Origin of the sequence: Actinoplanes oryzae (assembly GCF_030757795.1) — a bacterium.
GTDB lineage: Bacteria > Actinomycetota > Actinomycetes > Mycobacteriales > Micromonosporaceae > Actinoplanes.
Map to the genome: position 1 here is coordinate 13,291 of NZ_JAUQWH010000094.1, position 21,162 is coordinate 34,452.

At 73.2% G+C, this 21,162-nt stretch carries 16 protein-coding genes; 5 read left to right on the forward strand and 11 right to left on the reverse strand.

Translation table 11 applies throughout. The features are described 5' to 3' along the window. Positions 1 to 148: 148 nt before the first annotated feature. Positions 149 to 1,609 carry an aldehyde dehydrogenase family protein gene (locus RBH18_RS26830; RefSeq protein WP_306212567.1) on the reverse strand — a complete coding sequence of 487 codons (1,461 nt, stop codon included), beginning with the start codon at positions 1,607 to 1,609 and terminating at the stop codon, positions 149 to 151. A gap of 90 nt (positions 1,610 to 1,699) precedes the next feature. On the opposite strand from RBH18_RS26830, the gene RBH18_RS26835 reads away from it, so the two are divergent. After that, positions 1,700 to 2,479: an SAM-dependent methyltransferase gene (locus RBH18_RS26835; RefSeq protein ID WP_306212568.1), complete on the forward strand. Its 780-nt coding sequence runs from the start codon at positions 1,700 to 1,702 to the stop codon at positions 2,477 to 2,479. 68 nt (positions 2,480 to 2,547) lie between these two features. Here the strand turns inward: RBH18_RS26835 and RBH18_RS26840 are convergent, their stop codons facing one another. The 6 genes from RBH18_RS26840 to RBH18_RS26865 all read right to left on the reverse strand — a co-directional run bounded on the left by RBH18_RS26840 (position 2,548) and on the right by RBH18_RS26865 (position 11,099). Then, entirely contained in the window at positions 2,548 to 2,919 is a 372-nt protein-coding gene (locus tag RBH18_RS26840) for a roadblock/LC7 domain-containing protein (protein WP_306212569.1), read from the reverse strand. Between the two features lie 138 nt (positions 2,920 to 3,057). Beyond that, on the reverse strand, positions 3,058 to 4,968 hold the full coding sequence (locus RBH18_RS26845; RefSeq protein ID WP_306212570.1) for a carbohydrate-binding module family 20 domain-containing protein: 1,911 nt from the start codon (positions 4,966 to 4,968) through the stop codon (positions 3,058 to 3,060). A gap of 443 nt (positions 4,969 to 5,411) precedes the next feature. Next, on the reverse strand, positions 5,412 to 6,452 hold the full coding sequence (locus tag RBH18_RS26850) for a LacI family DNA-binding transcriptional regulator (protein ID WP_306212571.1): 1,041 nt from the start codon (positions 6,450 to 6,452) through the stop codon (positions 5,412 to 5,414). 85 nt (positions 6,453 to 6,537) lie between these two features. Further along, on the reverse strand, positions 6,538 to 7,917 hold the full coding sequence (locus tag RBH18_RS26855) for a hypothetical protein (protein ID WP_306212572.1): 1,380 nt from the start codon (positions 7,915 to 7,917) through the stop codon (positions 6,538 to 6,540). 138 nt (positions 7,918 to 8,055) lie between these two features. Beyond that, positions 8,056 to 9,816 (reverse strand): glycoside hydrolase family 3 protein, encoded by a 1,761-nt coding sequence (locus tag RBH18_RS26860; RefSeq protein ID WP_306212573.1) that lies wholly within the window; start codon positions 9,814 to 9,816, stop codon positions 8,056 to 8,058. An 11-nt stretch (positions 9,817 to 9,827) separates the two neighbouring features. After that, positions 9,828 to 11,099: an MFS transporter gene (locus RBH18_RS26865; protein ID WP_306212574.1), complete on the reverse strand. Its 1,272-nt coding sequence runs from the start codon at positions 11,097 to 11,099 to the stop codon at positions 9,828 to 9,830. 217 nt (positions 11,100 to 11,316) lie between these two features. On the opposite strand from RBH18_RS26865, the gene RBH18_RS26870 reads away from it, so the two are divergent. The 4 genes from RBH18_RS26870 (at position 11,317) to RBH18_RS26885 (ending at position 17,875) form a co-directional block, all read left to right on the forward strand. Next, positions 11,317 to 13,644, forward strand: coding sequence for an ROK family transcriptional regulator (locus RBH18_RS26870; RefSeq protein WP_306212575.1), 2,328 nt, complete (start codon positions 11,317 to 11,319; stop codon positions 13,642 to 13,644). Positions 13,645 to 13,687: 43 nt separating this feature from the next. After that, the gene (locus RBH18_RS26875; protein WP_306212576.1) at positions 13,688 to 15,100 is read left to right on the forward strand and encodes an Nramp family divalent metal transporter; all 1,413 of its coding nucleotides are present in this window, start codon (positions 13,688 to 13,690) and stop codon (positions 15,098 to 15,100) included. Between the two features lie 10 nt (positions 15,101 to 15,110). Then, a complete protein-coding gene (locus RBH18_RS26880) occupies positions 15,111 to 16,058 on the forward strand; it encodes a C-terminal binding protein (protein ID WP_306212577.1) in 948 nt (315 codons plus the stop codon). Positions 16,059 to 16,282: 224 nt separating this feature from the next. Next, a complete protein-coding gene (locus RBH18_RS26885) occupies positions 16,283 to 17,875 on the forward strand; it encodes a tetratricopeptide repeat protein (protein ID WP_306212578.1) in 1,593 nt (530 codons plus the stop codon). A gap of 81 nt (positions 17,876 to 17,956) precedes the next feature. Here the strand turns inward: RBH18_RS26885 and RBH18_RS26890 are convergent, their stop codons facing one another. From RBH18_RS26890 to RBH18_RS26905, 4 genes are all read right to left on the reverse strand, one after another. Continuing rightward, positions 17,957 to 18,781: a class II fructose-bisphosphate aldolase gene (locus tag RBH18_RS26890; RefSeq protein WP_306212579.1), complete on the reverse strand. Its 825-nt coding sequence runs from the start codon at positions 18,779 to 18,781 to the stop codon at positions 17,957 to 17,959. Beyond that, complete coding sequence (locus tag RBH18_RS26895; protein ID WP_306212580.1) at positions 18,778 to 19,698, reverse strand: 1-phosphofructokinase family hexose kinase; 921 nt, start codon at positions 19,696 to 19,698, stop codon at positions 18,778 to 18,780. Before RBH18_RS26895 ends, RBH18_RS26890 begins: the two co-directional genes overlap by 4 nt. After that, a complete protein-coding gene (locus tag RBH18_RS26900) occupies positions 19,695 to 20,603 on the reverse strand; it encodes a DMT family transporter (RefSeq protein ID WP_306212581.1) in 909 nt (302 codons plus the stop codon). The genes RBH18_RS26895 and RBH18_RS26900 overlap by 4 nt, the downstream gene beginning before the upstream one ends. Next, on the reverse strand, positions 20,600 to 21,162 hold a 563-nt coding region (locus RBH18_RS26905; RefSeq protein WP_306212582.1), incomplete at its 5' end, for a BadF/BadG/BcrA/BcrD ATPase family protein. The genes RBH18_RS26905 and RBH18_RS26900, both read right to left, overlap by 4 nt.

Below are 21,162 nucleotides of genomic sequence, written 5' to 3' on the forward strand. Positions count from 1 at the left end.
CGGGGTCCGTACCGCCCGCTCGCGCTCCGGGATCTTGCCGGTCGCGGGCGGGCGGTCCGCGTTCCACCGCCTCGGCGCCCGGCGGACACCGGCTCGGGGACGTGGGCGCCGCGTCGGCCGCCTGCCGGGCCCGCCCGCGCACCCCGGCTCAGAAGGGGAACTGCTTGGGCTTCTGCTGCAGGGTGATCCAGCGCAGGTCGGTGAAGGCCTCCAGGCCCGCCCGGCCGCCGAAGCGCCCGTAGCCGGAGTCGGACAGGCCGCCGAACGGGGCGGTCGGGTCGTCGTCGACCGACTGGTCGTTGACGTGGACGATGCCGGTGCGCAGGCGGCGGGCCACGGCGAGGCCGCGGGTGAGGTCCTGGGTGACGACGCCGGCGGTCAGGCCGTACGGGCTGTCGTTGGCCACCGCCACGGCCGCCTCCTCGCTGTCCACGGTGAGCACGGTGCAGACCGGGCCGAAGATCTCCTCGGTGTGCAGGCGCATGCCGGGAGTCACGTCCGCGACCACCGTGGCCGGGTAGTGGGCGCCTGCCGGCGTACCGCCGCCTGCCAGGACTGTTGCTCCCGCAGCCGCCGCGTCGGCGACCAGGCCGGACACCCGCTCGGCCGCCGCGGCGTTGATCAGCGGGCCGATGACGGTGTGCGGGTCGGTGGGGTCGCCGGCCGGCAGGCTCTTGGCCTTCTCGGCGAGGCGGGCCACGAAGTCGCCGGCGATCGCGCGGTCCACGATGACACGGTCGGCCGACATGCAGATCTGACCGGAGTTCAGGTACGCGCCGAAGGTGACAGCGTTCACCGCGTACTCGATGTCGGCGTCGTCCAGGACCAGCACCGCGTTCTTGCCGCCCAGCTCGAGCACCGCCGGGGTCAGATGCCGCGCGGCCAGCTCGCCGATGCGCCGGCCGACCTTCGTCGAGCCGGTGAAGTTCACCCGCCGGACGCGGGGGTCGCCGATGAGCGTCTCGGCGACCGAGGCGGCGTCCGCGGGATCATTGGTCACCACGTTGAGGACTCCGGGCGGCAGGTCCGCGTCGCGCAGCACGTCGGCGAGGAACAGCGCGCAGGCCAGCGGCGCGTCCTCGCTCGCCTTGAGCACCACGGTGTTGCCGGCGGCCAGCGGCGCGGCGATCGCGCGGGCGCCCAGGATGAGCGGGGCGTTCCACGGCGCGAACGCGGCGACCACCCCGGCGGGCTGGCGGACCGCGAGCGACAGCGCGTCCGGGTTGGCCCCGGCCAGCACCTCGCCGATCGGCAGGGTGGTGAGCGCGGCGGCCTCCCGCAGCATGGACGCGGCGAGCCCCACGTTGAACAGCGACCAGCCCAGCGTCCCGCCGGTCTCGCTCGCCATCAGCGCGGCGGCGTCCGTGCCCCGCTGCTCCAGCAGGTCGGCGGCGCGGTTGAGCACCCGGCGCCGGTCGCCGGGACCCGCCGCCGACCAGGTACGGAAGGCGGCGTCGGCCGCGTCCACGGCGCGCGTGACGTCGGCGGGACCCGCGGCCGCCACCCGGGCCATCGGCTCGCCGGTGTGCGGGTTCAGGTCGTCGACCGTACGCCCGTCCGCGGCCGGCACCTCGTCCCCGCCGATGAAAAGGTCCCTGGTCAGGGTCACGATGCACCTCCGCTTGTGCGCTGTGCGAACACTTGTGCGCCGCGCAACACGCCGGAAACGCTAACCGGGGTTGATGTGACCGTCAACACTGTGCGACCGTCCATCATGGAGCTGGACCCGGACAAACCGCACTCCGCCCGCATCTACGACCACATGCTCGGCGGTCACGACAACTTCCCGGCCGACCGGGCCGCCGCGGCCGCCGTCACCGCGCACTGGCCCCACCTGGGCGTCTCGATGCGCGCCAACCGCGACTGGATGGCCCGCCAGGCCCGCTTCGCCGCCGCCGAGCTGGGCATCCGCCAGTTTCTCGACGTCGGCTCGGGGCTGCCGACCGCCCCGAACATGCACGAGGTGGTGCAGGGGGTGCATCCCGCGTGCCGGGTGCTGTACGTCGACAACGACCCGCTCGTGCTCGACCGCGGCCGCTCGGTCACCGGCGCCACCTACCTGGACGCGGACCTGCACGACCCGGAGGCGATCCTGGCGTCGCCGGAGTTCCGGGACACGATCGATCTCACCCGGCCGGTCGCGCTGAGCCTCATCGCGGTGCTGCAGTTCGTGACCGACGAGGACGAGGCGTCCAGCATCGTCGACCGGCTGCTGGCGCCCCTGCCCGCCGGCAGCACCCTGTCGATCTCCTCGGTCACGGACGAGACCGCCCCCGCGGAGGTCGCGGCGGGCGTCGCCGTGTACGCGGCCGGCGGCATCGGCATCCGGGTCCGCGACCGGGACGAGGTCACCGCCCTGTTCCGGGGCCTGCCGCTGCTCGACCCCGGGGTGGTGCTGGTCAACCGCTGGCGCCCGGAGAAAGAGGTGCCCGACGCGCACGTGCAGATGTACGGCGGCGTCGCCCGCAAGACCGCATGAGGCGGCCCGGCCGCATCCGTGACAGCGAGCGGAGGCGACCGGGCCGGGTCCGGGGGGGCGGGTCGTGCTCAGACGTCGAGGTTCGACTCGATGCGCTTGAGCTGGTGCCGGGCCATCGCGAGGTTGGCGCGCGACTTGGCCAGGGCCAGGTAGAGGAACAGGCCCTCGCCCTGGCGGCCCTTGAGCGGGCGGATCAGGTGGTACTGGTTCTCGAGGGTGATCAGCATGTCCTCGATCCCCTCGCGGATGCCGAGCATCTCCATCGCGCGCAGCTTGGAGCGCACGACGTCGGTGTTACCCGCGGCCGCCACGGAGAGGTCGAACTCCTTGGTGCCCCCGGCGATGCCCAGCGCCATGCCGCTGGTGTAGTCGACGAGGGCGACGCCGATCGCGCCGTCGATCTGCATGGCGTCCTTGAGGGCGACGTCCATCTCGGGCATGTGTGCGTACCTCCACCGGTCGGTTTCATGAGTGACCCACGCGTTGTGGGTCCCACTCTCCCGGGGAATGCATCCGACCGGTCGCACTGGCTGTGCGACCGGCGGGCATGGCGCACGTCACTCTGAACGGTTGACCTGTCAGCGCCAGGAATCCGACCACGTGGCCGAGCACGGGGAGGCCGCCGGTGTGGTACGCGAGCGGTTCGGATCGCTCTCCCAGACCACTGTGGAGCCCTCCTTCTTGATGTACTTGTACTGGATCGCGGTGCTGCCCGGCAGGGTCACCGTCGCCGTCCACACCGGATAGGAGGCGGAGGACAGAGCCACGGCGCCCGCCGGGTCCCAGTTGCCCAGCGCGGCCGTGTTCCCGGTGACGAACACGTTCTGGCCGAAGGTGGTCGTCACGTTCGCGGCGAAGGACACCGCAGCGGTCGTACACGTGCCGGGCGGGTTGGTCGAGCCGGTGCCGCGGGCGTTGATGTGCAGCGCGAGCGCGGAGTTCGCCGCCACGGTCGCGGTCACCTGCCCGGTGCTGCCGACGGTGTACGCCGGCCCGCTGCACGTGCCGTTGCTGAAGTCCCCGGCCATGACGTCGCAGTAGGTCCCGGCCGGCAGCGAGGTCTGGAAGGTCCGGGTCAGCGCGCTCGACGAGCGGTTGAACGCCACGTACGCGGCGCTGCCCCGGCCGAACGCGATCTGGTTGGACCCGTTGCTCCACCAGTTCGTCACCGCGGCGCCCGCGGCGGCGTTGCGCAGGCCGACCATGTTCGCCGTGGTCCGCGACCGGTGCTCGCACTGCCAGCCGGTGCCGCAGCTGACGGCCGAGGTGGTGCCGTTGGCGGAGGCCGGCGGCCCCTGGTCGGGTCCGGAGAAGGTGAAGCTGGACATCACCTGCGGGACGCCGTACGGGTAGGCGACCATGAACGCCTCGGCGAGCGCGTAGCTCGCCCCGTCCTTGTAGGTCAGCTTCGCCCGGCCGTTGCGCTGGGTGTCGTGGTTGTCGATGAAGCTGACGGCGTCACCCGAGCCCAGCCGCATCTGCCCCGCCAGCCCGTTCAGGCCCGACAGGTTCGCGTCGCGGAAGGCGTTGCCGACCACGTCGCCGTAGCGGAACTCGGTGACATCGCCGATGCCCGCGTACTCCTCGGGCGTCGGCTCGCCGGTGCCGCCCTCGATGACCTCGGAGAACACGTACGGGTCGCCGCTGACCGGATCCACGATCGCGGCCAGGTCGGCGGCGGGCAGGTGCTTGGCGGCGTCCACCCGGAAGCCGTCGACACCCAGTGACACCAGATCGTTGAGATACGCCGTCAGCTTCCCCCGCACGTACGACGACTCGGTCGCGAGATCGGACAGGTCGACCAGCTCGCAGTTCTGGATCTCCCAGCGGTCGGACCAGTTGACGATGTCATCCGTGCCGTTGCGCCCGCAGTGGTGGAAGTCGTTCGTGCCGTACGGCACCGCCGGGTACGCATAGTGCGAGTACGTGGATCCGCCGCTGCCCGTCCCCGTCGAGGCGCCGCCCGCCATGTGGTTGACGACGGCGTCGACGTAGATCTTCACGCCCGCCGCGTGACAGGTGGACACCATGGCGGCGAACGCGTTCCGGTCGCCGCGGCGGGTGGTCAGCTGATAGCTCACGGGCTGGTAGTCCTGCCACCACGGGTAACCCTGGCCGGGCAGCACCACGTGCTCCTGCGGCGGGGACACCTGCACGCCGCCGAAGCCCTTGGGGCCGAGCACGTTGGTGCACTCGGTGGCAACAGAGGCCCACGGCCACTCGAAGAGGTGGACGATCACGTCCTTGGCGCCGGGCGAGGCGGGCGACAAAGCGCTTGCCGAGCCGAGGGAAGCGGTGCCGAGGGTGGCGGTGCTGGTGGAAGCGGCGCCGAGGGAGCCGGCGCGCTGCGAGGCGGGCGGCGCCGCCGCGGCTGCCTCGGAGCCGGTCGTGGCGGCCCGGGACTCGGTCGCGTGGGCGAGGCCGGCGACGGACATCCCGACGGCGAGCAGGGCGGCCGCCGCGGTGGCGGCGACCTTCCGGGTACGCATGGAAGCCTCCTGGGGGGAGCGGGGAAGTCCTGAAACTTCTTGCGCAAGTGCCCGGAAAGTTAGCAGCGTGTTTCACTCCCGTAAAGCGACGGGCCTCGATGGCGCCGATCGATTCGCGGCTATGGCCCGATTTTTCTTGCAGCGAAGAAGATCTCGCGCCGGGTGTGTCGCGGGAAAGACGCTGCTCGCCCGGCTGCCCGGCGGCGGCGCGGGGGGCAACGACTTTCAAAGATCACGTGCGGCCCGGAGGGCAGCGGCGCCCGATCGTGAACGGCCGGATTCGCCCCGGCGGGGGCCGCGGACAGGCCCCGGCCGGCCGGTCGCAGGGGTCGCGGACGGCCAGGCCGACGGGAGGGTGCGGTCGGTCAGGCCGAGGGGAGGGTGCGGTCGGTCAGGCCGAGGGGAGGGTGCGGTCGGTCAGGCCGAGGGGAAGGGGCGGTCGGTCAGGCCACGGGGGACGCGACCTTCTCGTGCCTGAGGACCGCGGTGGAGCCGCGCACGACCAGCTCGGGACTGAACACGTACTCGGAATGGGGTGCGCCGTGGCCGTTGATCTCGTCGACGAGCTGGCGGATGGCGGCGTTGGCCATGGCCGCGACCGGCTGGCGCACCGTGGTCAGCGGCGGGTCCGTGAAGGCGATCAGCGGCGAGTCGTCGTAGCCGATCACCGACACGTCGCGCGGCACCGACAGGCCCCGCCGGCGGGCGGCGCGGATGGCGCCCAGGGCCATGAGGTCGGAGCCGCAGACGATGCCGGTGGCGCCGCGGGCCAGCAGCTGCCCGGCCGCCACCTCGCCGCCCTCGACCCCGAACAGCGTCAGCGCCACGAGCTCGTCCAGCTCGCTGTCGGGCACGTCGAGCTCGCGCCGCATGGCCGCCCGGTAGCCCGCGAGCTTGCGCTGGACGTTGAGGAAGCGGTCCGGCCCGGAGACGAAGCCGATGCGCCGGTGCCCGAGCGCCACCAGGTGACTGACGGCCAGCTCGCCGGCCAGCCGGTCGTCGGCGGAGATGAAGGGGGCGTCGAGATCGTCCGCGTACCCGTTGATCAGCACGATGGGCATGGGGCGCTGCACCAGGCGGCGGTAGCGCTCGCGGTCCGCGGTGGTGTCGGCGTGCAGCCCGGACACGAAGACGATGCCGGACACCTGCCTGTCCAGCAGCATCTCGACGTATTCGTCCTCGGTCACGCCGCCCGGCGTCTGCGTGCACAGCACCGGCGTGAAGCCGGACTGGGAGAGCGCTGTCTCGATCGTCTGCGCGAACGCCGGGAAGATCGGGTTCTCCAGCTCCGGCACGATCAGCCCGACCAGCCCGGCACTGCGCTTGCGCAGCCGCTCCGGGCGCTCGTAGCCGAGCACGTCGAGCGCGGTCAGCACCGCCTGCCGGGTGTCGGCGGAGACGCCGGGCCGGTCGTTGAGCACCCGCGACACCGTCGCCTCGCTGACCTCGGCCTGGCGCGCGATGTCGGAGAGTCGTGCACGCATGGGCGTCACTGTAGACCCTGAAACTTCTTGCGGGTACCGCGCAATTTCGGTCACGTCCTGCAAGCCCGGGGGCGCCGGAGCCCCGTCATTCCGCCGGCGACGCGACCGTCAGCGCGTTGACGCCGCTCACTGCGTCGACCTCGAGCCGGTCCGGCTCGTCGGCCCACGCCGACGAAGTGAACGTCCGTCCCGCGGCGACCCCGGAGTGGGTCTCCCCGTCCAGCACGACCTGCCCGGCGCCCCGGGCCACGGTCACGCGCGTGGGCACGGCACCCGCCGCCCGTACGTCCAGGAGGTTGACGCCGCCCGACATCCGCACCGTCAGCGTCCCGTCCGGCCGCGGCAGCACCAGGTCGATCCGGCTCGCGCCCCCGCTCAGCTCGACGCCGGCCACCCGCCCGGCGCTCAGGTCGATCGTCCCGCGGTCCGTCCCGCCGGCCACCCGCAGGTCCCAGCGCACCTGGTCGCTCAGCGTGACCTCCACCGCCTCGGCCGGCCCGTCGAACCGCAGCTGCACCCGCCCGTCGCGCTCGGCCACCCGGGGCACGGCCGGCCCGCCCGCCGGCGTCGCGACCTGGTACAACCCGTCGCCCAGATCGGCCGTGCGCACCTGCACGGTCCGGGCGCCGTCCAGCAGGTCGAACCGCGCGACGGTACGCCCATCGCGCGCGCCCGTGGCCACGTGCTCGCTACCGCGCCCGGCCGGTGCCGCGGGCTCGGTGCCGCGCTCGGCCGGGTCCGCGGGCTCGGTGCCGCGCTCGGCCGGCGCCGCGGGCTTGCCGCCGGCGGCCACCGGGGGCGTCCAGCGCTGGTCCGTCTCGGCGGCCTCGGAGTCCCGGCCCACCGCCAGCACCGTCACACCGGTCAGGACCAGGGCGACCGCCGCGACGGCCGCGCCCACCAGCCAGCGCGGCCCGGGCGCCCCGGAGGGCACGATGTCGTCGGCAGGCGTAGCCACGATGTTCTCGGCAGGCTTGGCGGAGGGCGGTTCGGCGGGAGGGAAAGCGCTCTCTCGGGGCGCGGCCGAGTCCCAGTCCATCGCGGGTGCGGACGGCTCCGGCCGGTGCAGCGGCATGGCGATCGAGCGCGCCCCCACCGGACCCTCGGGCTCCGGCGGAAGATCCGGAAACCCGGGCACCAGAGACTCGAAAGCCTCGGACGAAACTGGCGTCTCGGAGGAAACCGGCGGCGCTGATGAGGCCAGCGGCTCGGAGGACACCGGCGGCTCGGATGACACCGGCGGCTCGGGTGGAGCCGGCGCCTCGGGGGAGACGGGCGAGGTGTCCGGCGACGAGCTCCGGGTCAGCGCGAGCGACAGCGCCGCCCCGGCCAGGGTGTTGCGGTTCCACGCGGGCGTCGCGTCGCCGCGGACGAGCGGCAGCTCCTGCGTCGGCTCCTCCGAGGGCAGGGGCGTGCCCGGTGCGGGCCAGTCGGGCGGGACAACGGGGTCGGCGTCGCGCGGCATGTCGCCTCCGGTTCGGAGTCTTCGGGTCCATGCACTGGTACGGACGAAACGCCCGCCCGGATCGACATGTGTCCCAAGAGACCCGGCACGGCGGCGCCGGGGGAGGAGAGAAACCCCGGCGCCGCCCCTCCCTGCCCCTCAGGAAAGCCGCAGGCCGTGCAGGTACGGATACAGCGGCGCGGCCGTGTCGTTCGGCACGTCCTCCCGCGACGCCGCTACCGCCGCCATCGACGACGGCAGCTCGAACGGCAGCCGGCCCGTCGCCGGCGCCCGCCCGAACAGCACGTCCAGCAGCGCCTCGTCGCCGGTGCCGAACGTGCCGGTCAGCCCCGCCACGCGGGAGTCCAGTGCCGTGAGGATCGCCGGGCGGTCCAGCATCACGTCCACGACCGTCGGGACGGTGTCCGCGGTGGCCAGGACGGGAGCCAGCTCCTCGGCGGTGTAGTCCAGGCGCCCGGCGTGGAAGAACGCCTCGAAACCGCCGCCCCGCGGCTCGTAGGGCGCCGCCCGCCGCACGATCGCCACGTCCGCGTCGGCGGCGGTGTCGACGACCTTGGCGTACCGGGCGGCGACGACGGGGTCCACCCCGTCGACGTAGAGCCGGACGCCCTCGGCGAGCGGCAGCAGCCCGTCGTTGCGCAGGACCACGACCGACTTGCGCTGGGCGTCGAGGCCGGCGTCGAGGAAGGTACGGGTGCCGACCGTGGTCGCGACGGCGCCGGCGTCCACGTACCGGCGGTCGTCGAAGAGGCCGAGGCGGAACTTGTCGCGCAGGATCCGGCGTACGGAAAGGTCGATCCGGGCGGGCGAGATCCGGCCGGACTCGACGAGCGAGACGATCAGCTCGGGGCACTGCTCGCCGCCGAGCTGGTCGGCGCCGGCGTCGAGGATCTTCGCGACGCGCTCGAGGCGGCTCAGGTGCTCGACGCCCCAGGCGCGGGCGGCCAGCGGGGCGCCCATCACGTTGTCGGCGTCGGTGACCAGGCCCCAGTCGGTGCAGACCACGCCGTCGAAGCCGTACCGCTCGCGCAGCAGCCCCTGCACCACGCCGGCGTTGAAGCTGAAGCCCACCTCCTCGAAGGACGTGCCCACCGGCATGCCGTAGTAGGGCATGACCTGCGCGACGCCCGCCTCGAACGCGGCCTCGAACGGCTTGAGGTGGTAGTCCCACATGCCGCCGGGGTAGACCTGCTCCCGGCCGTAGGGGAAGTGGGCGTCCTCGCCGTTCATCTGCGGGCCGGCGCCGGGGAAGTGCTTGACCATCGCCGCGACGCTGTCCCGGCCCAGCTCGGATCCCTGCAGGCCGAGCACGTACTCACGGATGAGCCCGGCGACGACGTCGGCGTCGGAGCCGAGCGTGCCGGAGGTGCGCGCCCAGCGCGGCTCGGTCGCCAGGTCGGCCATCGGGTGCAGGGCGACGCGGATGCCGGTGGCCAGGTACTCCTGCCGGACAGTGTCGGCGAAGCGGCGCATCACGGCGGGGTCCTGGATCGCCCCGAAGCCGATCGGCTCGGGCCACAGCGAGAAGCCCGCGGCGGCCGCGCTGGTCGCCGGGTTGTCCAGCACGCCGTGGCGCGGATCCGTGGACACGGTCACCGGGATCCGCAGGCGGGTGCTCGCGGCCAGCTCCTGGATCCGGTTGTGCCAGGCGGCGATCAGCGCGGGCGGGGTCGGTCCCAGGGTCAGGATGTTGACGTGGTTGATCAGCTTGCCGGTGACCAGGTCGCTGGTCGACTCGAACATGCCGCCGGCCGCCTCCGGCTCGTACAGGGTGCCGTCGGGGTTGACCGCCGCCATGGTGTGGAACATCAGGCCGGCCTTCTCCTCGAGGGTGAGGCGGCCCAGCAGATCGGTGACGCGCTCGTCGATGGGGAGCTGCGGATCTTCGTACGGGAACATGGGGGAACCTTTCAGCGGGCGCCGCGCACGAAGCGGACCAGGAGGGATCCGGCGACCGCCACGACGGCGCCGGCGAGGAAGAGGGCGCTGTAGTTGTTGCCGGGGCCGGCGCCGATCGCGAGCACCGGGGCGGCCAGGATGGGCACGAGCGACTGCGGCAGGGCGTTGGCGATGTTCATGACGCCCATGTCCTTGGCCGCGTCGTCCGGGTCGGGCAGCACGTCGGTGGCCAGCGCCAGGTCGACCGCCAGGTAGAGGCCCTCGCCGAGGCCGAAGAGCGTCACCGCGGCCAGGAACAGCGCGAAGCTGTGCGAGAAGGCGACGCCCGCCAGTGCGACGGCGATGACGATGCCGGCGCCGAGGACGAAGGGGCGGCGCCGGCCCGTACGGTCGGACAGCCAGCCGCCGGCCGTGGAGCCCAGCAGCATGCCCGCCGTGGTGAGCACGGTCGCGATCAGCACCGCGGTCGCGACGTTGTCGGTGGTGTAGCCGAAGCGGTCGATGAGCAGGTACGTCTGGTAGGTCGTGACGCTGGCGATGCCCATCCACACCAGGAAGCGGCTCACCACGTTCCACGCGAAGTCGGGGTGCTTGCGCGGGTTGACGTAGAAGGTCCGCAGGAAGTCGCGGAAGGTGTAGCGGCCGAAGGCGCCGGGCTGCGCGGGGCGGTCCTTGAGGATCGCCACGAGCAGCACGATCGTGGCGATCCCGATCAGCGCCGGCACCATGAACATCCAGAAGGTGTGGCCCGACAGCACCGCGGCCAGGGCCGTGCCGAGCAGGATCGCGATCGAGGTCATCAGGCCGAGCAAGCCGCTGACCCGGCCGCGCTGCTGCGGCGGGATCTGGTCGGGCAGCAGGGCCGTGATGGTGGACAGCGTGGCGTTGACGCCCAGCTGCGCGAGGGCCCAGCCCGCGGTCAGGGTCGCGATGCTGCCGCCGGTCGCGACCAGCAGCAGGCCCGCGCTGCCGACCACGATGCCGCCGATCAGCCACGGGCGGCGCCGGCCGAATCGGGAGGTGGTGCGGTCGGACAGGGCGCCGAAGAGGGGGTTGCCGATCATCGCCAGGATCGCGCCGACCGACAGCACCGTGCTCAGCGCGGTGGTCTTCGCGTCGCCCGCGATCTCGGCGACCCGGATCGACATGGTGACGACGACGGGGGTCAGGATCGCGACGTACGCGCCCAGCATCGCCAGCGCCATCGCCACGATCAGCCGCACCGGGGCGTCCGGCCGCCGCTGCTCGGTCGTTGTCACCGTCAAGGAATCCATCGTCGTCATGACGCACCTCGCGTACCGGGGAACGGGCCGCCGCCGATGGCGGTCTCGTCTCCGAAGTTATCGATCGGATTACCGCTAAACCAAGGGGTCGTGACGGCCGTATTTCCTGTGTATTACCCATGCCTGGGCTATCACCGGGCCGTTTGCCCGTCGTTTGTCCGACCGGCCCGGCGAAGTTAGCGGCAGTTACGACAAAACCGGGGCGTACAGTGCCCCTATGACCATCGGCCGGCGGGTGCATGTCGTGAGCCGGGACTTCCTGCTCGCCCAGGTGCGGGAGGCCGGCGCGGTGAGCCGGGCGGAGCTCGTGCGGCGTACCGGCATGGCCAGGGTGACCGTCAACGGCCTGGTCGCCGAGCTGCTCGCCGCGGGCCTGCTGACCGAGACCGGCGAGCCGGTGGCCGGTGGCCCGGGCCGGCCCGCCCGGCTGCTCACGCTCGGACCCGCCGCCGGCTGCGTCGTCGGGGCCGTCGTCGGCAGCGCGGGCGTGCGCGCCGCCGTCGCCGACCTCACCGGCGCGATCCTCGTCGAGCGCGACCTCGCCCTGGACACTACCGACGTGACCGCCTCCCTCGACGCCGTTGCCGGGCTGATCCGCGAGTGCGTCGCCGCGGCGGGCACCGAGCGCGGCCGGATCTGGTCGGTCGTCGCGGGCTTCTCGGCCCCCGTCGGTGCGGGCACCGGCGCGCTCGTGGCCAGCAGCGTCCTGCCCGGGTGGGGCGGCGTCGTGCCGGGCGCCGAGCTGGAGCGCCGCCTCGGCCTGCGGGTGACCGTGCGCAACGACGCCGACCTGAGCCTGGCCGGCGAGGTCGCCCACGGCGCCGCCCGCGGCCACCGCACCGTCTGCTACCTGCGCATCTCCACCGGCATCGGGTGCGGGCTGCTGCTCGACGGCCACGTGCACCACGGCGCCACCGGGGCGGCCGGGGAGATCGGCCACGTCCAGGTCGACGAGACCGGCACGCTCTGCCGCTGCGGCAACCGCGGCTGCCTGGAGACGATCGCGTCGCCGCGGGAGATCCTGGCGATGCTGACCGCCACGTACGGCGAGCCGGTCACCGCCGAGCAGGTCACCGAGCTGGCCCGGCACGACGCGACGGCCGAGCGGGTCCTCGCCGACGCCGGCCGCATGATCGGCCGGGTCGTCGCCGACCTGGCCAACACCATCAACCCGTCGCTGGTCGTGCTGGACGGCCCGCTCATCGAGCCCGAGGGCACGATCGTCGCCGGGGTGCGCGAGTCCGTGCGGCGCTACGCGCAACCCGAGGTCGCCGACGCCACCCTCGTGCGGGCCAGCGCGCTCGAGGGCCGGGCAGCCATCCTCGGCGCGGTCTCCGTGGCCGTCAGCGCCACGCCCGCCGCCCGGGGCAGCCGCGCCTTCGGAGCCACGGGCGAGAGCGCCCCGGCGGGGAGCACCCCGGCGCGCCGGGAGCGGGCCGTGCGGCGCGGGATGATCGTCGACCTGCTGCGCCACCGGGGCACCGTCGGGCGCAGCGACATCGTCCGGCTCACCCGCCTGCCGCGCGCCGCCGTCCTCGACCTGCTCGGCGAGCTGGAGCACGACGGCACCGTCGAGCAGGCCGCGCCGGCGCCGGGCGAGCGCCGCGCGGGCCGTCCCTCGCCGCGCTTCCGGCTGGCCGCGCCGCCCGGGCTGCTGCTCGGGCTCGCGCTGGGCGCCGACAGCACCCGGGCCGTGCTCACCGACGGCAGCGGCACCGTGCTGCACCAGGCGGGCGACACCGTGCCCGTCGGCATGGCCGGGTCGCTGCACGTGCGGCGCGCGGCGGAGCTCGGCCGTGAGCTGCTGCTCGCCCACGGCCACGACCCCGCCGGCCTGCGTGCCGCGGGGCTCAGCGTGCCCGCGCCCGTGGACCCGGCCACCGGGCGCTTCGGCAGCCGCGGCGTGCTGCCCATGTTCGCGGGCTTCGACCCGGGCGGCGAGGTGCGGGACGTGCTGGGCGTGCCGGTGACGGCGGAGAACAACGCCGACCTGGCCGCCCTCGCCGAGACCCGCCGCGGCGCCGGGCGGGGCGCCCGCGACGTGCTGTACCTGCGCGCCGACCAGTACACCGGCGCCGGCATCATCGCGGGCGGGCGGATGCACCGTGGGGCGATCGGCTACGCGGGGGAGGTCGGGCACCTCAACGTGCGCGAGGTCGGCCCGTTCTGCGTGTGCGGCAGCCGCGGCTGTCTGTCGGTCTACCTGAACCCGGCGTACTTCGCGGCCCTGCTCGACCCGCGTGCCGGCAGCACCGAGGCCGACCTGCTCGCCCTGGCCGGCGCCCCCAACCGCCCGGTCCAGCGGGCCATCGCCGACGCCGGGCGGCTGATCGGGCGCTCGGTCGCCTCGCTGTGCAACGTGCTCAACCCGGCGGTCGTCGTGGTCGGCGGCGCGTTCGCCGAGGCGGGCCCCTACGTGGTCGACGGGGTCCGCGAGGCCCTGCTGCGCCACTGCTCGCCGAGCGCCACCGCCGGCCTGACCGTCGTGCCCACCGCGCTGGGCGCCGACGCCGAGCTGCTCGGTGCCGTCGAGATCCTGCTCTGATCGGCGCTTCAGCTGATCTCCGCCACCCGTTAGATTGATTTACGTGGATACGGCGGACCGTCTCTTCCCCACGAAGCATCTGGCCGCCCCCGAGGTGCGCGAGCTGCCCGAGGCGCCGGCGAGCTTCCGGCGGGTCATCGGGCCGGGCGTCGTCGCCGCGGGCGTCGGCATGGCGAGCGGCGAATTCATCCTCTTCCCCTACATCGCCTCGCAGGTCGGGCTGGTCTTCGTCTGGGCCGCCCTCGTCGGCCTGGCCACCCAGTACTTCCTCAACATGGAGATCGAGCGCTACACCCTCGCCACGGGCGAGACCGCGCTCACCGGCTTCAGCCGCTACTGGCGGCACTGGGGGCTGGTCTTCGCGATCCTGGCCTACTTCGCCAACATCTGGCCGGGCTGGGCGTCGAGCTCGGCGACGCTGATCACCTACCTGGCCGGCGGCTCGGTACGGCCCATCGCCATCGGCATCCTGCTGCTGATCGGCGTCGTGCTGACCCTGGCCCCGGTGGTCTACCAGGCGCTCGAGAAGATCGAGATGGTCAAGGTCGCGGCGCTGCTGCTGCTGGTCGTGGTCGGGGCCGTGGCCGCGATCGGCGCCTCCGCCTGGGCCGACAGCACGCAGATCGTCACCGGGGCCGGGCTGCCCGCCGAGGAGCTCGGCTTCGCCCTGCTCATGGGGGCCCTCGCCTTCGCGGGCGCCGGCGGCGGTCAGAACCTCTGCCAGAGCAACTGGATCCGCGACAAGGGCTTCGGGATGGGCGCCTACGTCCCGCGCATCGTCAGCCCGGTGACCGGCCAGCTCGAGGCCGCGCCGTCGACCGGCTTCGTCTTCGAGCCCACCGCGGGCAACCTCGCCCGCTGGCGGCGCTGGTGGCGGCTGGCCAACCTGGAGCAGCTGAGCACCTTCGTGCTGATCAGCTTCCTGACCATCGTCTTCACCTCGATGCTGGCCTACGCCACCGTCTTCGGCCGCGAGGGGCTCAGCAACAACATCTCCTTCCTCAAGGCGGAGGGCGACGCGCTCAACGCCTCGGTCGGCGACTGGTTCGGCACCTTCTTCTGGATCATCGGCGCCTTCTCGCTCTTCGCCGCCGCGCTGGGCATCGTGGACTACACCAGCCGGCTCGGCGCCGACGTGCTCAAGACCGCGTACCTGCGGCACGTCCACGAGAGCAAGATCTACTTCGCGCTGGTCTGGGGCCTGGTCGGCATCGGCGTCGTCGTCCTGCTCGCCGGGCTCACCCAGCCGCTGGTGCTGCTGGTCATCTCGGCGGTCACCGGCGGGCTGATGATGTTCCTCTACTCGGCCCTGCTGCTGCTCGTGAACCGGCGGGTGCTGCCCCGGGAGATCCGGCCCGGCGCCGGCCGGGTCGCGGCGCTGGTGTGGGCGTTCGTGCTGTTCGGCTTCCTGTCCGTGCTGACCTTCAACGAGCAGGTGCGCAAGCTCTTCGAGTGAGGGGCCCGGCATGCGGGTGGTGGTGACCGACGCCGACTACGGCGAGCTCGACATCGAGAAGCGGGCGCTCGCCGGCCACCAGCTGGTCGTCGCCCACTGCCGCACGCCGGCGCAGGTCGTCGACGCGGCGCGCGGGGCCGACGCCGTCCTGGTCCAGTACGCCCCCGTCACCGCCGAGGTGGTCGCCGCGCTGCCCCGGCTGCGGCTGATCAGCCGGTACGGCGTCGGCGTCGACGGCATCGACACGGACGCCGCCCGGGCCCGCGGCATCTGGGTGTGCAACGTGCCCGACTACGGCGTCACCGAGGTCGCCGCGCACGCGGTCGCGCTCCTGCTCGCCCTGCTGCGCAACCTGCCCGGGCACGACCGGCACGTCCACGCCGGCCGCTGGGACCACCGCCTCGGCGGACGGCTGCGCCGGCCCGGCGAACTCACCCTCGGCGTGGTCGGGCTGGGCCGCATCGGCCGGACCGCGCTGGCCGGCGCCGCGCCCTGGTTCGGCGCGATCGTCGGCCACGACCCGTACCTGCCGGCCGACCGCTGGCCCGCCGGCGTCGAACGGCTCGACCTGCCGGAGCTCTTCGCCCGCAGCAACGCGGTGACCCTGCACCTGCCCCTCACCGCCGGCACCGAGGGCCTGATCGGCGCCGAGCTGCTGCACCGGATGCCCGCCGGGTCCTACCTGGTCAACACCTCCCGCGGCCGGCTCGTCGACCTCGACGCCGTGCTGGCCGCCCTGCGGGAGGGCCGGCTCGCCGGGGTGGGACTCGACGTGCTGCCCGCCGAGCCGCCACCGGCCGGCCATCCGCTGCTCGCCCACCCCCGGGCGCTGCTGACCCCGCACGTCGCCTGGTACTCCGATCAGGCCGAGCGCGACCTGCGGAGCAAGGCCGCAGGCAACGTGGCCAGCTGGGCCGCGACCGGCCGCCCCGACTACGTCGTCGTGCCCGGCCGCTGATCCCCGCGGAGAGCCGTGACGACGACGCTGCGGCAAACACCACTTCCTGGGTTCGCGACAGCGTTTCGGCGCCGCCGGTGCCGCAGGGGAAGCTCACGAACCTGTCGTCGGGCGCCATCGCCGCCCAGTGCGTACATAGCGGCAAGATTGTCCGAAGCTCGGCGGCTGTGCCGGCCGTCCGGCGACCATGGGATGACGCGTTCGGACCAGCTTGGGGGGTGTCGGTGCCTGACCTCGATGAATCCGCAGCCGCGATCTTCCCCGCGGCGGGAGTGCGTTCCATCGCCCATCTGGTGCCGAGGGCCGCGGACCGGTGCGGCATCTACGAGCTGCGGTTCGCCAACGGCGATCGGTACGTGGGCCAGGCCGTCGACGTGGTCACCCGGTTCTCCACTCACCGCCTGAACTACCCGGACATCGTCGAGGTGGCTTTCTGGCGCGTCCCGCGCGCTGAGCTGAACGCCGTCGAACGCGAAGGAATCCGCCACCGGGAACAGCAGGGAGTGCGGCTGCGCAACGTGGTGCACACCAGCGGACGGCTCGGCGCGAGCGACTTCGACATCGTCGTGCCCCCGGCCGAACAAGACGCCTGGCTGGATTCGGCGCCGTCCGACATCATCGATCAGGACATGCGGCCGCAGTATCCGGCTTTGCGTCGCGACAACCATCCCGGCTTCGCTCGGTTGATCGCCGATCCGCGCTTCGTCCGGGTGCAGTACGCGCTGCGCCGCTACATCGCCTGGACCTTACCGGCCCCGCAGCGCACTGAGCTGAGCTACTGGGCGCTCAGCGCCCGGCCGGGTACGTCCGGCGGAAAGAGGCTGTGCACGTTGAGCGTGCACAATCTCGAGACGCTCTATCTGTATGCCCCGCGCCGCGAGCCCGAGGTCATCGACTTTGCCCTCAACGTCGACCTCGAGACATTGGTGGACCGCTGGGGCAGCTTGGAGACGTTTCAGGAGCAGTTGTGGGGCCTCCATGCGGAGGAAGCGCCGTACCGGGCGCGGCCGGGTGTCGCCGGACTCGAAGTTACCAGCCCCCGCGACTTCGTCCGGCTGCTGAGCATCGACGGGGTCGCGGACGCGGCACGCCGGCTCAACCTCGACCTCATGCGTAAGGGGCCGGCGATCAACTGGAAAGCCCACTCGCTGGAACTCACCGACCTGCTCCTGGCCCCTGTCGTGGCTGCACGACCCGCGCCGGACGCGGCCGATCCGGAAAGCCTGTTCACCGCCGCCGCCGACCTGGACGACCAAGGCCGCTTCGACGAGGCTCACCAGCTCTACCGCCGCGCGTCCGACGGCGGGCATGCCGCTGCCATGTTCCTGCTCGGCTGCCTGGCCGACGAACGAGGCGATCTTGATGAGGCGGAAGGCTGGTGGCGGCGCGCTGCGGGTGCCGGTCACAGTGACGCCGCAGTCGAACTGGGTCACCTGCTCGGTGACAGCGGCGATCGCGCGGGGGCGGAGGCCAGCTTCCGGCACGCGGTCGAGATCGATGGCTCCTGCGGCGCCCTGAACGCTCTCGGCGCGCTGAGCTACGACCGTGGCGACCTCGAGGCCGCTCAAGCCTTCTTCGAGCGGGCGATGGCAGCCGGCAACACCGACACCATGGTCAACCTCGGACAGCTGCTGGAGGACCTCGGCGAGGTGCATGCGGCCGAACAGATGTATCGCCGTGCGGTCGACGCAGGCGACGAGCAGGCACGCGAGCTTCTTGACCGCTGTCGTGCGGGCGGACAGGTATCGCAGCCCGTGCTCGAAGACAATCACGACCGGCCAACGCGCTCGCGGACGGTTGGAACAGCAGCGGAGTGAGTCCCGACGCCTTGGCCTCGGGCACCCACGAACCGCTCATCGTCATGCTGACGGCGTCGCTGATCAGCTGGCAGGAGGACGTTACGTCGTCCGGTCGGTGGCCGCGAGGAGAGTGAGGGTGCGGGCGACTTCGGTGCGGACGGCGGTGCGGGCGGGGGAGAGGTATTTGCGGGGGTCGGAGAGGGCGGGGTCGGCGGCCAGGACGGTGCGGACCGTGGCGGTCAGGGTGCGGTTGAGGAGGGTGCCGACGTTGACCTTGACGATGCCGTGGGCGACCGCGCGGCGCAGGCCGTCGTCCGGGACGCCGGAGGAGCCGTGCAGGACCAGGGGTACGGGCACCGCGGCGGCCAGGCGGGCGATCAGGTCGTCGTCGAGGACGGCGTCGCGGCGGGACATGGCGTGCGACGAGCCGACCGCCACGGCGAGGGCGTCGACTCCCGTGGCGGCGACGAAAGCGGCTGCCTCGGCGGGATCCGTGCGGACGCCGGGGGCGTGCGCGCCGTCCTTGCCGCCGATCGCGCCCAGCTCGGCCTCGACCCGGACGCCGGCCGCGTGACACCGCTCGGTGACCGCGCGGGTGCGGGCGACATTGTCCGCGTAGGGCAGCGTCGCCGCGTCGAACATCACCGAGCGGATGCCCAGGGCGACCGCCTCGTCGATCAGCGTCTCGTCCTCGGCGTGGTCCAGGTGGACGGTCACGGGCACGCGGGCGCTCCCGGCCATGCTCAGGCAGGCGAGGGCGAGGGGCGCGAGGGCACCGTGATAGCGCACGGCGTTCTGCGAGATCTGCAGGATGACCGGCAGGCCCGCGTCCTCGGCGCCGCCCACGACGGCCTCGGCATGCTCCAGGGTGATGACGTTGAAAGCGCCGATGCCCCTGCCCCGGAGGGACCCCGGAATGGTCACGACAATTCCTCCACGATGACTTGGCCGATCCAGCCGGCCCGGGCGGTCAGGTCGATCTCGCCGGCGACCGGGCGCAGTACGCAGGCCGCCGCGGTCGCCACCACGTCGGCGAGGGCGAGCGGCCACGGCGTGCGGGCGGCGAGATGCAGGGCCAGAGCGGCGGCGGCCGCGTCGCCGGCGCCGGTCGGGTTTCCGGTGACGGTCTGCGGTGGACGGGCCGCCCAGGTCCCGTCGGGGGTGACCGCCACCACGCCGGAGGAGCCGAGCGTCACGACGACGGCCGCCGCACCGTCATCGAGCAACCGCCGGCCCCGTCCGGCGGCCTCCCGGGCCGACGCTATGGGCGAGCCGGTCAGCTCGGCCAGCTCGTCGCGGTTGGGCATCAGCACCGCCCCGGCGCCGGCCGCGTGCCGCAGCGCCTCGCCGGACACGTCGGCCACGGCGGGGACCCCGGCAAGCTTGGCCAGCTGCGCGGGCAGGTCGGCGGGCAGGCCCGGCGGGAGGCTGCCCGAGACCACGAGGGCGTCGGCGGTCGCCAGTTCGGCGGCGACCGTCTCGAGGACGGCCGCCGCCGTGCCGGGCGCGACCGGGTTGCCCGGCTCCAGCAGGATGGTCGTCGTGCCGTCCGCGCCGACCACGGCGATCGTCCGCCGGACCGCCTCGAACGCCGGGATCAGCCGACAGGGAAGTCCGAGCGTATCCAGAAGAGAGCGGAACGGGTCCGCGGCGAGAGCGGCGGGAGCCACGGCCACGGTGTCGCCGCCGAGCGCCCGGACCACCGACGACACGTTGATGCCCTTGCCGCCGGCGCGCGAGCGGACGGCTCCGACGCGCACGCTGTCGCCGGGGACGAGCGCCGGGACGTCGTACGTGATGTCGAGGGCGGGGTTGAGGGTGACGGTGACGACGCGGGTCATGACGCGGCCAGCTCGGCGGACTTCTCGGTCGTGTAGACCATCAGCGTCGAGCCGGCCAGGGCCAGCAGGATGCCCGCGGTCTGGAAGCCGGACGGCACGTTCTGGTAGACGGCGAGCGACAGCACGATGGTGAGCACCGGCGCGAGGGCGTTGGTGATCGGCGCGACCAGCGACGCCTTGCCGCGGCTCATCGCCATCACCAGGAAGAGCGCGCCGACGGCGTTGAGCAGCTGGGTCACCGCGGTGAGGGCGGGCGCCTGCCACGGGAAGCCCGTCGGGAAGCCGCCCATCATGATCAGCGCGACCGGGATGAGCACGATGCCGCTGATCGTCATCCAGCCGAAGGTCGTGGCGTCGTTCACGCCGGACAGCGCCGCCTTGCGCATGTAGTAGGCCTGCACGCCCCAGGCCACGCAGATCAGCATCGCCAGCAGCAGGTACGGGCCGGTGGACGCGTCCTCGTCGCCGGGCGCCACGGAGAACAGCACGATCGCGACCAGGGCGAGCACGACGCCGATCACGGCCAGCCGGGTCAGCCGTTCCTTGAGGGCGACCAGGGCCATGACCACGGTGATCGCGGGGGACAGGGCGATGATCGGGAAGATGATGTAGGCGGGGCCGATGGTCAGGGCCTTGAAGAGCAGCAGCTGGCCGCCGGCGCCGGTGACGCCGATCAGCAGGCCGTAGCAGGCGGCGATCGGGCGGCGGTCGAAGGTGGCGCCGCGCAGGGCGGCGACGGCCGGGATGATCATGGTGATCGACCAGATGAGGTAGACCATGCCGTCGGGGTAGCCGTACCGGCTGGTCGGTTCGCCGGAGAAGGCACCCCAGACGCCCCAGAAGAGCACGAGCAGCCCGGCGTACGGGATCCAGCCGGTCCGGCGGGCGGTAGCGCTGGTGGTCATGCCGATATCCCTTCGAGGTGGTGGCCGGCGAGCCGGGCCGCGTAGACGGCGGCGCCGAGGTCCGGGGCGTACAGGGGCGTGCGCAGCTCGTAGCGGTCGTCCAGGGCCGCGCGGAAGGCGTCGAGCAGCGGCGGGCACGAGAACATCCCGCCGGAGTACGAGACCGGGACCGGCCCGGTGGCGAAGCCGAGGGCCTCGGCCTGGGCGTCGACCAGGGTCGCGAGCTCGTTCCCGGCGTCGCGCAGGATGGCGGCGCAGGCGCTGTCGCCGGCGTCCGCGGCCGCGCTGACCAGCGGGCTGAGGGCGGCGATCCGGGCGCGGTCGCCCTTCCACCGGTTGAGGACGACGTCCACGGCGTCGAGGTCGTCGGTGAGGCCCAGTTCGCGGCGCAGCAGATCGGCGAGCGGGCCGCGGGGCAGCCGGCCGTCGCACATCCGGCTGAAGGCGCCCAGGCCGCGGATTGCCACCCAGTAGCCGGAGCCCTCGTCGCCGAACAGCTCACCCCAGCCGCCGGCGCGGGCGCGGCGGGCCCCGTTCTCCCCGTACGAGATGGAGCCGG

Excerpts from the sequence above, each read along its gene's own strand:
- RBH18_RS26870 (WP_306212575.1), top strand. The coding sequence starts at position 11,317 with ATGACCATCGGCCGGCGGGTGCATGTCGTGAGCCGGGACTTCCTGCTC.
- RBH18_RS26850 (WP_306212571.1), bottom strand. The coding sequence starts at position 6,452 with ATGCGTGCACGACTCTCCGACATCGCGCGCCAGGCCGAGGTCAGCGAG.
- RBH18_RS26845 (WP_306212570.1), bottom strand. The coding sequence starts at position 4,968 with ATGCGTACCCGGAAGGTCGCCGCCACCGCGGCGGCCGCCCTGCTCGCC.
- RBH18_RS26895 (WP_306212580.1), bottom strand. The coding sequence starts at position 19,698 with ATGACCCGCGTCGTCACCGTCACCCTCAACCCCGCCCTCGACATCACG.
- RBH18_RS26880 (WP_306212577.1), top strand. The coding sequence starts at position 15,111 with ATGCGGGTGGTGGTGACCGACGCCGACTACGGCGAGCTCGACATCGAG.
- RBH18_RS26840 (WP_306212569.1), bottom strand. The coding sequence starts at position 2,919 with ATGCCCGAGATGGACGTCGCCCTCAAGGACGCCATGCAGATCGACGGC.
- RBH18_RS26865 (WP_306212574.1), bottom strand. The coding sequence starts at position 11,099 with ATGACGACGATGGATTCCTTGACGGTGACAACGACCGAGCAGCGGCGG.
- RBH18_RS26860 (WP_306212573.1), bottom strand. The coding sequence starts at position 9,816 with ATGTTCCCGTACGAAGATCCGCAGCTCCCCATCGACGAGCGCGTCACC.
- RBH18_RS26900 (WP_306212581.1), bottom strand. The coding sequence starts at position 20,603 with ATGACCACCAGCGCTACCGCCCGCCGGACCGGCTGGATCCCGTACGCC.
- RBH18_RS26855 (WP_306212572.1), bottom strand. The coding sequence starts at position 7,917 with ATGCCGCGCGACGCCGACCCCGTTGTCCCGCCCGACTGGCCCGCACCG.